The organism is Xylanibacter ruminicola 23, from assembly GCF_000025925.1.
Lineage (GTDB): Bacteria > Bacteroidota > Bacteroidia > Bacteroidales > Bacteroidaceae > Prevotella > Prevotella ruminicola.
On the sequence record NC_014033.1, the window covers coordinates 1,747,906 to 1,765,143 of the forward strand.

The window sequence follows — 17,238 nt, forward strand, 5'->3', positions numbered from 1 at the left end:
TCTTATAGAAAAGTATACATTGTTTCACAATTAATAATACTTTTGCACCCGTAAAGTTCTGCAAGGAGCTTAAAACGCTAAATATTTAACTCTATAAAAATAATATTAAGTACAACTAAAACTAACGTTCGTATGAATCATCAAATCAAAAGAGCCTCTATGGCTTTGCTTTTGTCTGTGTTCTGCTTCGTGGCCTATGCCCAGAAGACTATCACAGGTACAGTGAAGGATGCATCAGGTGAACCTATGATTGGTGTAAGCGTAGTTGTCGATGGTACCACTATCGGTGGTGTAACCGACTTCGACGGTAATTTCACCATTCAGAACGTATCTGAAAAGGCCGTCCTGAAGATTTCTTACATCGGTTTCAAGGAGCAGAAGATTTCTGTAGCCGGTAAGAACAGTTTTAACGTTACCATGCAGGAAGATGCTGCTGCCCTCGACGAGGTGGTAGTAGTAGGTTATGGTACGATGAAGAAGAAGGACCTGACCGGTTCGGTTGCTTCGGTTAAAACCGAGGATCTGGCTAAGGTGGCAGGTGCCAACGCCCTTTCGGCCATGCAGGCCAAGGTGCCTGGAGTTGACCTCCAGCAGAGTGGCGGTGGTGAGGCCGGTGCCGGTGTGAGCATGACCCTGCGCGGTAACCGTTCACTGTTGGCTGGTAACGGACCACTGGTTATCGTGGATGGTGTAGAGTATGGTTCTACCCTCGACATCCCAGCTACCGATATCGAGTCGATGGATATCCTGAAGGATGCTGCCTCTACCGCTATCTATGGTACCAAGGGTGCTAACGGTGTTATCCTGATTACCACCAAGCGTGGTTCGGCCGGTAAGACCAAGGTTAGCTTCAACGGCTACCTCTCATTCAACGGTGCCACAGGTATTGTTAAGCCAATGTATGGCGACAAGGAAGTACAGCGCCTGATTGACAAGAAGAACTACGAGACAGCCGCTGCCAATGGCTGGGCCTTCAGCAACACAGCTACTGCTGCCGACGTGCTGACCTTCAAACTGGATGATGGTACAGAGACCCTGTCTATCTACAATGACAAGTCATATACCGACTGGCTCGATATGATTCTTGACAACAGCGTATCTCAGAACTATGAAGTATCTGTTCAGGGTGGTAACGAGAAGACCAACTTCAATGTGTCGATGGCCGCTATGGATGATAAAGGTTTGATGAAGGGTGATGAGTTCAACCGTTACACCGGCCGCATCAACCTGGATCACAATATCAACCGCATCGTGAAGATTGGCGCCAGCCTCTCTTACACTTACAAGAGCAACGACAAGCGTAACGGCGGTGTTTATAACCAGGCTCAGAAGATGACCACCATCACTCACGCCTATCTGAATGACGGTTCTATCAACGCTACTCCTAACCCATGGTATGCAGCTCACTGCTCACCTCTGCTCGACGAGGATGGCGCTTACCAGCGCAATATCGAGAGCAGCCGTTTCTTCGGCAGTGGTTATCTGCAGCTCAATCCTATCAAGGGTCTGATCGTGAAGTCGCAGTTCACACTCGACCGCAGCACCTCGCGCACAGGTACCTATCAGGACTACCACAGCCAGGCACGCTATCAGTCGCCTACCACTACTTATATTGCCAACGACCGCAGCACTGGTACCAAGTATGTATGGCAGAACACTGCTAACTACAACAAGACCATTGCTAAGCACGATATGACCTTCCTGCTGGGTCATGAGATGTCGCAGTACGTATCTGAGAGCAGCAGCATCTCTGGTGTTGCCGGTTCTGAGAGCTACAAGAAGAGCGGCTTCTACGATGTCAGCAAGATTCAGTCACCTCTTGTAAGCACAGGCTACACCAAGAGCTCTATGCTTTCATTCTTTGCCCGTGCCAACTACTCATACGATGGCAAGTACCTGTTGCAGGCATCGGTTCGTGCCGATGGTTCTTCAGTACTCGCCGAAGGTCACAAGTGGGGTTACTTCCCATCAGTAAGTGCCGGTTGGCGTATCTCCGAGGAGAAGTTCATGCAGGGCACCAAGTCATGGCTCGACAACCTGAAGTTCCGCGTATCTTGGGGTCTCTCTGGCAACTCAGCCATCTCTGCCTACCAGACACTGGCCACCATCCAGAGCATCGTGCCAAACTCTACCGACAAGGCTCCTATGACCATGGCTAATCCTAACCTGACATGGGAGAAGACCGCCGCCCTCGACTTTGGTCTCGACTTCTCGTTCCTCAATGGTCGCATCTATGGAGGTATCGACTACTATAACAGCAAGACCTACGACCTGCTGTACTACAAGACCGCTCCTGCCTCATCGGTATTCACCAGCACTATCTCTAATGTTGGTAAGACCAAGGGCCACGGTCTCGAGATTTCACTCGGTGCAGTACCCGTTAAGACCAACGACTTTACTTGGGATCTGAGCGCATCGGCTACCTTTGCCCGCGACGAGGTTTCTGAGTTGGCCGACGGTATCGAGCAGGTAGTATCAGGCACCAGCATCCTGAAGATTGGCGAGCCTGTTTCAGCTTTCTACAGCTACGACATGGACGGCTGCTGGGGCATTGGCGAGTTCGACAAGTATCTGGCTGCTCACCCCAACTTCGAGAAGCCACAGGCCGACTACGGTGATCCTGGTACACCAAAGGTGATTGACGTAAACGGCGACGACAAGATCGACGATAGCGATAAGATTATCTACAACCGCTCGCCCAAGGCTATTCTTGGTTTGAACACCACCTTCACTTACAAGGACTTCTCACTGAGCGTTCAGACCATGGCCCGCTTGGGTGGCTACCTGAACTACAGCGGTTACGGACTCTATCTGTACGACAACGCCAACTGGGGCGACCTGAGCTACTGGACACCAGAGAACCAGGGTGCCGACATCCCATCTCCAGGTGCCACAGGTGCTACTCCTACATTCTACAAGAGCGCCATTCAGATTCAGAAGGCCGACTACTTCAAGATTAAGGACATCACCCTGTCGTACAACCTTCCCAAGAACCTCATCAAGAAGGTTTACATGAGCAATGTTCGCATTTACGGTTCACTCAAGAACTACTTCACATTCAGTCACTTCGACAACTACGACCCAGAGCGTGGCGGTTCAGTCAACTTCCCACTGATGAAGCAGGTTGTAGTAGGTCTTAACGTAACTTTCTAAATCAAATAATTGATTATCGATATGAAAAAGATATATAGTATGTTATTTGCTGCCGCTGCCATCAGCTTCGGCGCAACCTCCTGCTCCGACTTCCTGGACGAGGACAACAAGACCGGTGAGACTGCCGACCTGGCCTACAACACCGTATCGGGTATCGACGGACTCATCCAGTCGGCTTATACCTACACACACGGTTGGTGGGGTAAGGAGCCATCACTGGGTCTTGCAGAAATGGGCTCAGACCTGTTCTACTTTGGCTACGACAACAAGCAGAAGTCGATGCTGAAATACGATATCTCTGCCGAGGCTCTTGGTAGCAACGTAGCCGACAACCCTTGCTTGGACGAGTACTGGGAGATGTTCTACGCTGGCGTGGATGTATGTAACAACGCCCTGAAGTATGTGCCCGAGTGCAGCGTTATCGACGATAACAAGAAGGCCGCCTACCTGGGCGATGCTTACTTCCTGCGCGCTCTGTACTACTCTCAGATGGTAGCTATGTGGGGACCAATCCCTTACAATGCCGAGCCCATCAACGCGATTAACAACAACCCTGTTCGTGTGCCCGAGGCTGAGGTTTATGGTAACATCCTGAACGACCTGAAGCAGGCCATGGACAACTATAAGAAGGCAAACATCATGGATGGCAAGTCGGCCACTGCCGATGGTCGTGCCTACTACTATTCAGCCGAGGCCCTCTATGCCCGCGTAGCCCTCTACGCTGCATCTTGGTTGGGTGCCAATGCCGTTAGCGGTTATGGCAATCTCTATACCGAGGCTCTGAATGCTGCCAATGATGTGATCAACAACTCTGGCGCGAAGTTCTACAGCCGTTTCAGCGACACTTGGAATATGAACAATGAAGAGGCAACCACCAATACCGAGAACCTCTTTGCCGTTCACTACTCTAACGATCTGAACGCCGGTCGCGACAACTGCGTACCTTACCGTTTCTCAAGCGAGGGTACTGGCAATTTCAACTCACTCATCACCCGTACCGGTTATGGTCGTAACGGTGGTAGTGCCTCACTGCTGATGTTCGTATCACTCTGGAACAACGGTTGCGACGATATCGGTCCTAACGGACAGAAGAACAACTCTATCTTCTTCCGTATGGCAGCCGGTAAGACCACCATCAAGAGCAAGAGCACAGGTAAGGATGTTGAGGTTGGTAAGTACTACTCTCCTTACGGCCGTGGCTTCACCCGCTACCTGCCTTCACTCTATCTCTGGCAGATTCTGGATGAGATCAAGGGTACCGACCAGCGTTACAATGGCACCCTGCTCACCGAATATCGCGTACATCCCGACCTGGCTGGCAATGCTGCCAACTATCCTAAGATGGCCGATCAGACTTACAAGACCTACGACGAGGCTTACGCCGAGGATGGTAACTACTTCAACGGTGGTGTGATTGGTATCCAGTACGCCCTGATGGATGGTAACTCAGCCGAGGGTCAGGCTCTGCAGGCCGAGGCCAAGGACAAGTATCGCTTGCAGTTCGCATTCGGTGGCGACATTCCTGTTTACACCTCTGGCGATCCTGCTACAGCCCTGCCTACCGAGGGTGGAAAGGCTAAGAGCGATGTATATGGCGACGCCCGCTACAAGAGCGAGAAGATTGAAGGTCGCCGTTCGTTCCCTGGCATCAAGAAGTTCCTCGACGATCAGTACGAAGAGGATTATCCTACCTTCGATATCTCACACCGCGACATCATGGTACTGCGCTTAGCCGAGATGTACCTGATTAAGGCCGAGGCTGAGCTGGCAACAGGCGGCGATGCCCTGAAGACCATCAACCAGCTGCGTGCAGCCCGCGCCATCGCTGGCAAGGACAACAGCATCAGCGGTACTGTAACCATCGAGACTATCCTGAAGGAGCGCGCTATCGAGCTCTGCGGTGAGTACCAGCGCTGGTTCGACCTGAAGCGTACCCACACCCTGATCGACCACGTGAAGAAGTACAATGCTCAGGCAAGTGGCAACATTGCCCTGAAGCACTACTACCGTCCTATCCCACTCTCTGAGCTGGAGTCGGTTACCAACCGTGGCGACGCAGCTGTGACACAGGATGCAGGTGGTGTACTGCAGTACAGCGCAACACAGGAAACCATGTGGCAGAACCCTGGTTATTAATCCTATTATAACCATACAAATAAAAAGTAGCTTTCCGACTATCGGGAAGCTACTTTTCGTTTATCAATAAGTTACTTTTTACTGATCAAAAAGCTACTTTTCAGGGCTGCAGGGTTACGGCCATCAATCCGATGATCACATCGTTGGATAGCGTTCGGATGGTGAGCGACTGCAAGCGTTTCTGCTGGTCGAGCTGCATCTCTAACATCTGACCAGCACCACCGGGGATTTCTCTACCGTACTCACCACCAAGCTGGATGATGCTACCTAAGTTACGGCTCACATCGCCCGTGCTGAAGCATACACGATACGGACGGGGCTGCGGCGCGTTGAACGCCATGCCGTCCACATAGTAGTCCTGCTCGATGGGGCACCAGTTATCAGGATTACGCAGGGCAAGTGTGTCGGTCGTACCGTCGGTATAGGTCACAATCACCAAACCGTTGTCAATCCTGCTCTGCATGTGGTTAGTAGAACCAGCCATCAGCAGATAAGCCTTCTGGGCCTTGCCCTTCAAGGGGATGGTAACGGCATCGGGGTAGTTATCCCACAAACTGGTGTAGATGATGTTCTCACCCTTTTGCGGGGTACTGAAGGGGATGCCAACCATGTTAAACACACCGTTCACGATTTTGGTACGGAACACCGAGTCGTTAATCTCAGCAGTCTTCTTAGGATGGCACCACTCACCAATGCCCTGCACGGGTATCTGCAACGTGGTGGTTTGTGGACGCGGACTGAGATATTGGTTCTTGAAGATATCGCTCACGCTGGCGTTAAAATACTTAGCCAGTTTCACGGGCTGATAATCCAAGTCGAACTCTATCACCTGATGCTGGGCTGTGGTGCCCTTGATGTCTCGATACTGACCGCCGGACAGATTCTGACGGAAGATGATTTGCAGAGGCTGACGGAAGTTCTGGGTGATTTCAACACGCACCTTGCCATTCTTTCGCGTGTACTTGTACGACAGGTAGGGCGTTTTTACGCTGGCACTATCCCACTCTGCGGGGAACCCCGGACGGATGATGCACTTGCCATCGAGCGCCTGGGGGATGATGCCAAACAAGCCCTGCAACAGCGTTCGACTGCTGATGCCGATGCAATCACCAAAGTCGCGATAACACTCACCACGGGCCGCATCGTAATGACTAATCTGTCCGAAGTTGGCCGGACTTTGTCCGTAGTACATCTGATCCATGATGTTGGCTTTCATCAGCTGGTAGCCCTCGTCGGCACGCCCGGCCTCAAAGTAAGCCAACGCCGTGTGCATCACCTCGGCAGCAGCCACGTTGTTAATGCTCCAGCTGTAGGGCATCCAGTTGCTGGTTGAGATGGTTTGTAAACCCGACTGCTCCACGGGGATGTGCGGAATGTTACGGGTTACCCAGTTGGTAGCCTGGTAAGCCTGTTCGGTGGTGCAAGCACCACAGTCAATCGGGGTATAGATGCTCCACACGGCAGGATTATCGTGGGTGCGTTTCAAGCCCATGCCATCCTGATACTCGGCCCACACGCCTGCTTTCGACAGCCACAAACGCTGGTTCATGGCCTGCAGGATAGCTTCGGCCTCATCACGATAGGGCTGCGCATCCTCGCCAATGATTTCGGCGATACGGGCAGCCAACTTGTTGCCGCGATAGTTGTAGGCCGAACTATGAGTAACGGCACCACCACTGTAGTAGAGTGCATCGCTGGCCCAGATGCAGCAGTAGGCATCGTACAGATGGTCGCCATCGGCATCGTAGTTGCGTTTCTCCCATGCCAGATGCGACTTGAGTACAGGCCACATCTTACGCATATAAGCGGTATCGGCATCGTATTGGAAGTGCCACAGCAGCTCGTCGATGTAGTTCAGGTTCATATCGTAATGGTGCATCTGATCATTACGCTCTGGATTTCGACAGATGTAACCATCGCTGTACATTTGCGTGCCCCAACGCTTCTCGGCACGCGCCATGTTTAACGTTGAATCCTGCGAGGGATGCGGGATGGTGGCAGGCACATGGGTTACCTGACTCTTGGCGTAGGCATCAAAATGACTCACTGCCCTATCCTGCCAACCCAACACATCGCCCAAGTAACCGGCACGCCAACCAGCCAGCGGCATACGCCAACCGATACAACCGTGCAGCCACGTTTGTCCGTCCCAATCGCCATCGGCAGCCAGCACCAGGGCACCACCTAAGGTATTGATGTAGGCATCGGGCGTAGTAAACTGTATGCGCGCAGCCAACTGCTCGTAATACTGCTGGGCAGCGGCAAACTGCTTGGCACCATCGGCAGCCGCCAGCGGTTTCATCACGTTCACATCCACCAGCATGTAAGCCGTGTTGCCATCCAGCGCCACTTCGGCGGTTTGTAGCACCTCGCCTTTGGGTTCCAGCACGCCTGGTTTATCGGCACCGATATCGCCATTGCGACTGAGCTTAGGCTGAGCAATCTCGCACACCAAAGCCTTGATACGAGCCTTGCCAGCCAATGCGGGCGACGAGAACTGCCAGATGGCCGCCTCGCTATCGGGCAAGGCGATGACACGGATGGTTAGCTGCACCCCACCCCAGCCCGTAAGCTGATACGTGCGCTGGCCATCCACGTAGCTGGCCGTACAAGGACTCACCTGCTCTAGCGGATAGTCGATGCCATCCACCTGAGCCACCAGTCGGATGTTACGATGATAGCCTTTCTTTACCACGGCAAAGATGGGGCGGTCGCTGGTTTCCAGGCGCCAGTCGGTATGACTGCCGTAGAGAGCACGCGTGTAACGGTTGTTACCATCTGCACAAACAAAAGCGCCCCCCGCACCTGGCTGGTATTGCAAGGTGCGAGGAGCGGGTGTGCCATGGGTTTGGCACATAGCGGATAGCGGGACCATGCCCACTAGTCCGACTATAGCTATCTGTAGCTTATTCATTAGCAGGGGCGCTTCTTGGGCAGATTGAATGCGTCCTGCACTTCCTTCATCTGTGCGTCGGTCATGCCATCGGGCTCCGAACCCATCGACTTGGCACACATATAGATGTTGGCTGCCTTACAGAGCACGTCGGTCTGGTCGAAGGCATCCATGATATCGGTACCAACAGCCACGGTGCCATGCTTCTCCCACAGCACCACGTCGTGGGTCTTAATCTGCTCGAGTGTAGCCTCGGCCAGTGCTACCGACGATGGCATAGCGTAAGGTACGATACCGATGCCGAGTGGTGCGAATGCCAGTGTCTCGGGAATCATCGACCACAGCACGCGTGTCATCTCATCGCCCTTCAGGAAACGCTGGATATGACTCATAGCCACCAGCTCGATGGGGTGCGTATGCAGGGTAGCCTTGTAGGTAGAACCTGTCTCCAACAGATAGTTGTGCAGCGCCAGGTGTGTGGGCAGCTCCGATGTGGGTGCCACGGGCTCGTCGGCAATAATCTCGTAGCTGGCGCAGTCGTCGCAGATGCGGATGATACTACCGTTCTGCATAGGCTGCTTAGCCAGATCGCGCATACGCTTGCCTGTACCCTTGCAATAAAAATACTTTCCCTTAAGCTGAGGCAGTGTCATACCAATCTGCTTCACAGGGGCGATGGCAGGCATCTGCTTGCAGGCATCGTCCATATACTCGGTTACGTTCACGGTAATGTTACCACCGTTACGCTCAGCCCAACCTTTCTGCCAAAGATAACCTGTTACCTCGGCTATCTGGTCAACAACCGCTTTCAAACCTTCGCGGCCGTCCAAAATGCTATTAAACTGTTTCTCCATATCTTTCTTTTGTTATTTGTTCCAATGATTTACCACGGGTGTTAGGCATACCGATAAGACCAACCACGAGCGATGCCAGCAGCAGGGCCACCATGCAGTAGGCAGCCAGTGTAAAGCCCTCGCCATTGTTGCCATAGATAAAGGTGAACACCAGTCCCCATACAGCCGACAGGCCACGAACGATGAAGAACATCAGTCCCTGCGCACCGGCACGGAACTTGGCAGGGAACAGCTCCGAGCCCCACAAGGCGTAGAACACCTGTACCGAGCTACCGTTGTTAACACCCCACAGGATGGTGAACACCCAGATACCTGCGATGGTTGACACGCCACCACCGATGATAAGAATCCACGCGGTGAGCGCTGCTGCCAAACCGAACACATAGAAGAAGCGGTGTGCCACCTTATCAACCATAAACGAGATGATAAACGTGGTTACCACTACAAACACCCAACTAATGCAACTCAGCATGTTGGCTGCCTCGTTGCTCAGTCCGCCAGCGGTCTCGTAAATGTGTGGCATAAAGAATCCCATCACACTGGCCACCAGGTTCCAGGTAAGGTAGATGGCTGCCAGGAAAGCCACTGTCTTCACAGCAATCTTATTGGTAAAAAGCAGCTTGATGTTATCTACTATACTGCTCTGGTCCTTCTCCTTGTTGGCGGTAAACTCGGCGCTCTCCTCCAGCTGGCGCTGCAGGTTCCAGGCAATGAAAGCCACCACAAACAGGGTAGCGAACACTACACGCGAAGAGAATACCTCGACAGCAGCCTGAGCCGCATCGGCACCGATGATATCGTGGGCGATAGCCTCGACCGGACCGTACAGATAACCGCCCGGCGCAAACAGCATACCGAACAGCAGGATGCACATCGGACCTACGCCCCACGACATCTGCGAGATACAGATGTTACGACCGCGGTTGTTCACCTCCGAACTCTCAGAGATATAGGTCCACGAGGCGGGCACACCGATACCTACCGAGATACCTGTTACCAGGAATCCAGCCAGCAGCATGGGGAAGTTCATCGACAGCATGATGATGAGCACACCCGTCATATACACCAGCAGGTTGTAGGTAAAGATGAACTTACGACCGAACTTATCGGCCAGGAAACCACCGATGATAGCACCGATGGCGGCACCCAGCGCATTGGCACTGAGTGCGTTCAGCCAACCTAAGTGCATCTCGCTCAAACCCAAGTAGTTCTGCCACAGCGTTACGCCACTGGCACCAGCAACGATGGCGCCTGCATCCAGGTAGTTATTGAGAGACACGGCCAGCGTGCTCTTCAGCGAACTCGACTTAGCCATCGTCTTAGCGTTTTGAAGTCACATCCTGCTCGTACTGCTGGATGGCAGCGATAAACTCCTCGCCTACAGGCACGTTGTTCTTCAGGTTGAAGTAGTCGAACACAGCACCGAAAGGCAGACTCTTAGCCTCTTCCATCAGGGCCAGACGCTCAAAGTTCTGTCCGTTGTCCTCGTACTTACGCAGCAGCTCCTTTGGCTCCAACAGGGCCTGCAGGATGCACTTCTGCGTGGCACGGGCACCGATGATATAAGCACCGATACGATTGATTGAGGCATCGAAGTAGTCGAGACCCACGTGGGCACGATCGAGCGCATCGCTACGTACCAGCTCCTTGAACAGGTCGAGTGTCTGGTCGTTCATGATGGTTACGTGGTCAGAGTCCCAACGTACTGGGCGACTTACGTGCAGCATCAGCTCGGGCACATACATCAGCAGGGTTGATACAAAGTCGGATACGTTCTCGGTCTGCTCGTAGTGACCGGTATCGATGGTGTACATCTGCTTGCGGGTAGCACAGTAGGCGGTGTAGAAATCATGACTGCCCACGGTGTAGCTCTCCAGTCCGATACCAAACAGTTTGGCCTCGAAGCAGTTCTTTACGCCATCCAGCTTCTCCTCCATAATCTCATCGAGCGAGGCAGCCAAGATTTCGCGGTACTTCTTGCGCTGTACGGGCATGTCCTTGCTTCCATCGTGTACCCAGATGTTCATGATACAGGGATCGTTCTGCGCCTTACCCATGGCATCGGCGATACGACGGCAACGCTTGGTGTGCTCAATCCAGAAGTCGCGGATGGCCTTATCGGGGTTAGAAAGAGTGAGACTGCCGCTCTTGGGGTGCGAGAAGCTCGACGAGTTGAAGTCGAGTTTCATGTTCTGCTCCTTGGCCCAGTCGATCCAGCTCTGGAAGTGCTCCACGTCACACTGGTCGCGATCTACGAACTTTCCACCAAAGTCGCCATATATCTCGTGCAGGTTCAGGCGGTGGTTACCAGCCAGCAGGGTCTTTACAAATTCGATATCCTGGCGCACCTCGTCGATATTACGGGCACGTCCGGGGTAGTTACCAGTGGTTTGGATACCACCACTCAGGGCCTCGTTACGCTCAAAGCCCACTACATCATCAGTCTGCCAGCAGTGCAGCGAAATCTGCTGTGCCTGCAGTTGGTTCAACACGGCGTCGGTATCAACGCCTACGGCAGCGTAGCGCTCTTTGGCTACGGCATACGCTTTTTCAATTAGTTCTGTTTTCATTGTTTTCTATTTATTATTAGTTATGTTCAGATATGTCTCATAAGCCTCATCCCAAGCAGTCTGGTCGGTGGGTTCGTACTTCACCAGATCAAGACTGTTGGCAATGATGCGGCGCATCTCCCAGATATCATTTACCAGTCCGGCAGCCTGGGCCTGCAGCATGATGTTGCCGATGGCGGTACCCTCTTGTGGACCGGCCAGTACGGTTGCACCGGTGGCGTTGGCGGTAAACTGGTTCAGATACTTGTTCAAACTGCCACCACCAATCACGTGCAGTGTCTTTAATTCGAATGGAGCAAACTCCTGCAGCCACTGGAACACCTGTTTGTAGCGCAGAGCCAGCGAGTCGAAGATACAACGACAGATTTCGGCCGGTGTTTCGGGCACAGGCTGATGGGTGTCGCGACAGTACTGCTGGATGGCACCAATCATGGATTTGGGCGATGCAAACAGCTGGTCGTCGGGGTTGATAATTGAGCGGAATGGCTCAACCTGCATGGCCGAACCCTGCAGCTCGGGATGCGACAACTTGCGCACCTCGTCGGGCCACTCCAGTCGGCAGCGCTCGTACAGCCACATACCACAGATATTCTTCAGGAAACGGGTGGTACCCTCTACGCCACCCTCGTTGGTAAAGTTGCGATCGTACGAGAGGTCGTTGATGATGGCATCCTTGGTCTCGATACCCATCAGGCTCCAGGTACCGCTACTCAGATAGGCAAACTGCTCGTTCTTGGCAGGCACGGCTGCCACAGCCGAACCGGTGTCATGACCAGCCACAGCTATCACGGGCACAGCGCCCAGTCCGGTCAGCTGCTGCACCTCGTCGGTCAGCACACCAATCCGGGTGCCAGGCATCACCATCTTGCCAAACTTACCGCGGTCTAATCCTACCGATGCCAGAAGGCGCTCGTCGAGCTGCTTGGTACGTGGGTCGAGCAACTGCGAGGTAGATGCGATGGTATATTCGCACACGGCCTCGCCCGTCAGCATCCAACTCAGTGCATCGGGCACAAACAGTATCTGCTTGGCGTGCTTCAGCGCGCTGTTATTCTCCTTGCGCATGGCGTAGAGCTGGAACAGCGAGTTAAAGAACATAAACTGTATGCCTGTTACATCATACACCTCTTTCTTTGTAACGACGTTCTGCAGATAATCGTCCATCGCCTCGAAGGTGATGGGATCGCGGTAGGCACGCGGATTACGCAGGATGGCGTTGTCCTCGCCTATCATCACAAAGTCCACACCCCAGGTATCGATACCGATGCTCACGATATCCAGTCCGCGGCGTGCCACCTCTTTCAGGCCCTTGATAATCTCGAAATACAGGGCGTAGATATCCCAGTAGTAATGACCGCCCTGCACAATCAGGTTATTGGGAAAGCGGGTCACCTCTTCCAGTTCGAATTTGTTATCGTTGATACGGCCGATGATGGTTCGACCGCTGGTAGCACCAAGGTCTACCGAAAAAAAGTATTTTTGATTATTCATATATCATATGTTGTAGTTGTTCTTTCGAAACGGGGTTCTTGGCAAAGGCCAGCGGCTTGCCGTCGATGGTAAAATCTACCAGCTCGTACTTATCCGATGTCTTCACGTCGTAAGGCGTCGGGGTTTCCACCTGGATGTTACGCATCACGATGTTGTTGCATCTCGACAGCGGCATGTCGTCGCGCTGCTCGGGCTTAAAGAACTGTGTCCAGGGGTGGATAAACAAAAAGCGCTTGCAGTGACCGGTGATGTTCTCAACCAGCACATACTCGTAGTGCTGCGGCGTGTCGGGACGCATTTTCAACCACAGCACACGGTCGGCACGCTCGGTGTAGCAGTTGCGCAGAATCACGTTGCGGTCGTGCAGCGACTCCGAACCCAGCGTCAGGCAGCCGTGTACCTTTCCGTAGTGACAGTTCTGAATCAGTATGCGCTCGCAATCGCCGTTGGTCTCGTCCTTGTCGGCCCAGGTTCCCTTACCGCCTTTCAGCACCACGGCATCATCGTTCACGTGCATATAGCAGCCGTTGATGAGCACATCGGTGCAGGCGTCGATATCGATGGCATCGCTCGATGGCGCGCCACGTGTGGGGTCGGGCTCCCAGATATTCTCGGTGGGGGCATAGATGTAGCAATCCAGATAGCGCACGTGGTTGCTCTTGTACACATGGTTAGTCCAGAAGGGCGAGTTAACCAGATGCACATCCTGAATGGTGACGTTTGTTGAGTTCGACACATAGGTGAGTCGTGGGCGCTGCGCATCCTTGTTGGTACACTGGGGGTTCCACTTGCGACGAATCCAGAACTCCTGCCAGTAGTTCAGTCCGTTACCATCGATGGTACCCTTACCACTGATGGTAAAACCGTCCAGTCCGTCGGCATTCACCAGGGCACAGAAGTAGGTGCAGGTTTCGCCCTCGATACGGGTCTTGATATAGGGGAAATCGATGATGCGATCGGAGCCCTTCAATCGTCCGATTACATGCAGGTGCGTACCCTGCTTAAAGAACAAGGCGCCTGTAAGGAAAGTGCCCTCGGGGATAACCACCACGCCACCACCCTCTTGGGCAGCACGGTCGATGACAGCCTGGATGGCCTTGGTCTGCACCACGGTAGAATCGCGACGCACACCAAAGTCGGTAATCACATACTGCTTACCCAGCTTAGCCACATCAACTTTAGTAGTATCCTTAAACCACGCGTCCATCACGGTCTGGTCGGGCCAAACCTCAACGGCGGGTTTCTTCTTGGGTTTTGCAACTCCCGTAGCAACCAGCGCCACGGCAAGCAACAAGAGCACTATTCTTCTCATTTTTCAGTTATTTGTTTTAATCGCCTACAAAATTACGGATTATTTCCGAATTAGCAGCGATACAAATTGTACTAATTGCTATCTTATCGTACGGATTTAGTTATTTTTGGCGTACAATACGCTTAATTTAACTTAGGTTTCAGCTCGTCGGGACTCTCTTTCGTAAACATATCCACTCTGGGTGCCTCGCGCTCAAACAGGTGCTGAATCACCTCGGGTGCCACACGGATGGCGGGCTTGAAATCGTCCGATGCCATGTAACGCAGTATGCTGTAACGCAACTGTCGGGCCACGGGTCGGCGGTCCAGATTGCGGGTAATGTCCATCGTGGTCATCAGCAGGCGGCCGTTCAGTACGCACGCCTCTAACAGCATACCCAGTTTACGACTTACGTGCCAGGTATCGATGGGCTGCACGATGGGCTGATAATCGGCGGGGAACTCGGCCATATTGACGACCTGCGCACGGTTGGTCAGCTCCCACCAGTTCAGGTTCTGCCAATCGTCGGTTGGGAAATAGCCGAACACGGGATGGTTGCTCTGGATATAGGCGCCGGTGGTGTGCGGCGGGCGCATCTTAAACCACGACGTGTTCCAGAACACAGGCAGGAACGTGTGCTTTACATCGTTGCCGTAATGTATCTTGCCAGCGGCCGTCAGCAGCACATCGCCACCATCAGCCAGCACTTGCAGGGCCTTGGCATCGAGGGTATCAGCGAAAAACAAACTGTCACACTGTATTTTGTCACAATTCAAATCGTTGGGGTACACCCAGAAATCCCACTGATTGCTGGCCTTACCGTTAATGGCCACCTGCAGCGTAAGTTTGGTGGGCTGCTGATAAGCGGCCAAATCCAACTGCACCTTACCTAACTGGATGTTCTTACCAAGGGGGATGGTGGTTACAGGCAGCATGCCAGTGTGGCCGGCTACGCGCCATGTTACCTGGGCACCACGCAACGCAGCAGCCGAGGCATTATACACCTCGATGGGCACCTCAAGGCGCTCGTTGTTGGTATATACAAACTTGGGGAACTTGGCCAGGGGCACTATGGGCGAACAGAACTGCGCCCAATCTTGCTGGTTGCAGTAGCCCTTCTCCAGCCAATGCACATTGAGCACACCCACCAGCGCGGTTCCCTGACCCGAATAGTCGTTCAGCCCCAACAGCTGGAAACCGGCATAATCCTTGGTACGCAGGTTGCGCTCAATCTCGTATTTATAACACAGCGTCTGCAGTCGTCCACTGGCCTGCAGGAATTTCTCAGCCTGACTGGCCATGCCGTTATCGGCCAGCAAATCGCGGAATATCTCAAAGTTCCTGGCTTTGTAGGCACCGGTGTATTGCGGTATCTCCTTGAAATCGGGGAAGGCGCACCACTGTCCCTGCTCGTGGGCAATGATGGGCGAGTTATTAGGTTCGCTTGACTTGTAATTGCGGGGGAATAGCAGCTGCTGATAATAATCATCATCGCTGCTGGGTGCATGCTTGTCCCAATCCAGTCCGCGGGCACCAGCTTTTACGTGATACTCCGAACCATCGTCCCAAGCCCAGCCGCCACCTACCGATGCACCGCAGTACAGTCGGGTTGGGTCGTAGGCTTTCATCTGCTGCACCCACTCGTTGGTGTAAGGCACCCAGTTGCCAGCGGGCTCGTTGCCAGCCGCCATCATGCAGAACGAGGGGTGATGACCGTACGCATCAATCATCCTCCGGCCCTCGTCCATCAGGTACTGATCGATGGCCATACCACTGCGCAGTTTTACGCCATGGTTGGGCCACGACGGACCCTCGGGTTGCAGATACAATCCCAGTCGGTCGGCCACGGCAAAGGCGGCTTCGGGTGGACAATACGAGTGGAATCGGATGTGGTTGATGCCCCATGCCTTGCACTTCCCCAGCACACGCTCCCACGAGGCCTCGTCGGTTGGCGGATACCCCGTTTCGGGGAAACAACAGTTGCCCACCGTACCACGCAGGTACATGGGGTGGTTGTTAATCAGCATGCGGGCGCCGTCAATCTTCAACTCGCGCAGACCGAACGTTACGTTCACTGAGGTGCCCTGATAGTTTACGGTGCGGGTGTATAGCTGCGGATGGAACTCGTCCCAGCGCACGGTATCGCTACCCAACGGCAGGCGATAGGTAGTCTCGTTGATGGTGATGTCCACCATGCCGTTCTGCATATCGGGCACCACCCGTTTGCGCCAGATGTGCGGGCCCTGGCGCAGTTCTATCTTACCCACAATGCCGTTCCAGTTGCCTTGCGTCTGGTCGGTTACGCTATGCGAATCCTGACCCACGCACACGTTCTCGATGCCATTGTACACCTGGATGGTAAGCTGGTTGGGCTTGCCGTATTTTATATAAGGTGTAACATCGTAAACATGCGGCACCGACAGCGACTGCTGATGCCCTACCCGCTGACCATTCACCATTACCGTGGTCTCGATATGCGGGCGCTCCAGGTACAGCATCACCGGCTGCCCTTTCCATTGTTTGGGCACCATCACCGTGCGCTCGTACCAGGCATTACCCACGTAATGCTTGTCGGGGGTTAGGAAGAACGGAAACTTCATCTGCCCTGCCTGGCGATAACGCGCCATGTAGGGGTTAAAATAGTAGGATGAGTCGTAGAGCGAGCTGGTCCACTTGGTGTTCACGGTTACCTCGTCGCCCTTGCCGTTTGTCAGCATCGAGCCGGGCAATCGCACCACTCCTGTTTCGCGTTCGCTACTGAACTGCCACTCGCCACTCAGGTCGATACGCTGCTGGGCCAGTGCGGGAAGCACCAGCATCAACAAGCAGCCCATTAACTTCAGTTTCATA

9 protein-coding genes are annotated in these 17,238 nt (G+C 53.5%); 2 read left to right on the forward strand and 7 right to left on the reverse strand.

What is annotated here, in order from left to right:
• The first annotated feature begins 132 nt into the window (after positions 1-132).
• Both PRU_RS07560 and PRU_RS07565 read left to right on the forward strand, forming a co-directional pair.
• Positions 133-3,153, forward strand: a complete 3,021-nt coding sequence (locus PRU_RS07560) for a SusC/RagA family TonB-linked outer membrane protein (RefSeq protein WP_013063195.1) — start codon at positions 133-135, stop codon at positions 3,151-3,153.
• 21 nt (positions 3,154-3,174) lie between these two features.
• Entirely contained in the window at positions 3,175-5,289 is a 2,115-nt protein-coding gene (locus PRU_RS07565) for a RagB/SusD family nutrient uptake outer membrane protein (protein WP_041386719.1), read from the forward strand.
• A gap of 100 nt (positions 5,290-5,389) precedes the next feature.
• Here the strand turns inward: PRU_RS07565 and PRU_RS07570 are convergent, their stop codons facing one another.
• The 7 genes from PRU_RS07570 to PRU_RS07600 form a co-directional block, all read right to left on the reverse strand.
• The gene (locus tag PRU_RS07570) at positions 5,390-8,203 is read right to left on the reverse strand and encodes a hypothetical protein (RefSeq protein WP_013064078.1); all 2,814 of its coding nucleotides are present in this window, start codon (positions 8,201-8,203) and stop codon (positions 5,390-5,392) included.
• The gene (gene rhaD, locus PRU_RS07575; protein WP_036908833.1) at positions 8,203-9,036 is read right to left on the reverse strand and encodes a rhamnulose-1-phosphate aldolase; all 834 of its coding nucleotides are present in this window, start codon (positions 9,034-9,036) and stop codon (positions 8,203-8,205) included. Before rhaD ends, PRU_RS07570 begins: the two co-directional genes overlap by 1 nt.
• Positions 9,020-10,351 (reverse strand): MFS transporter, encoded by a 1,332-nt coding sequence (locus PRU_RS07580; RefSeq protein ID WP_013064092.1) that lies wholly within the window; start codon positions 10,349-10,351, stop codon positions 9,020-9,022. The genes rhaD and PRU_RS07580 overlap by 17 nt, the downstream gene beginning before the upstream one ends.
• 4 nt (positions 10,352-10,355) lie before the next feature.
• Positions 10,356-11,606, reverse strand: coding sequence for an L-rhamnose isomerase (locus PRU_RS07585; RefSeq protein ID WP_013063469.1), 1,251 nt, complete (start codon positions 11,604-11,606; stop codon positions 10,356-10,358).
• A gap of 6 nt (positions 11,607-11,612) precedes the next feature.
• Complete coding sequence (locus PRU_RS07590) at positions 11,613-13,097, reverse strand: rhamnulokinase (RefSeq protein WP_013065635.1); 1,485 nt, start codon at positions 13,095-13,097, stop codon at positions 11,613-11,615.
• Positions 13,090-14,409, reverse strand: a complete 1,320-nt coding sequence (locus PRU_RS07595) for a glycoside hydrolase family 28 protein (protein WP_041385917.1) — start codon at positions 14,407-14,409, stop codon at positions 13,090-13,092. The genes PRU_RS07590 and PRU_RS07595 overlap by 8 nt, the downstream gene beginning before the upstream one ends.
• A gap of 122 nt (positions 14,410-14,531) precedes the next feature.
• Entirely contained in the window at positions 14,532-17,237 is a 2,706-nt protein-coding gene (locus PRU_RS07600) for a sugar-binding domain-containing protein (RefSeq protein WP_013064577.1), read from the reverse strand.
• Position 17,238: the final 1 nt, after the last annotated feature.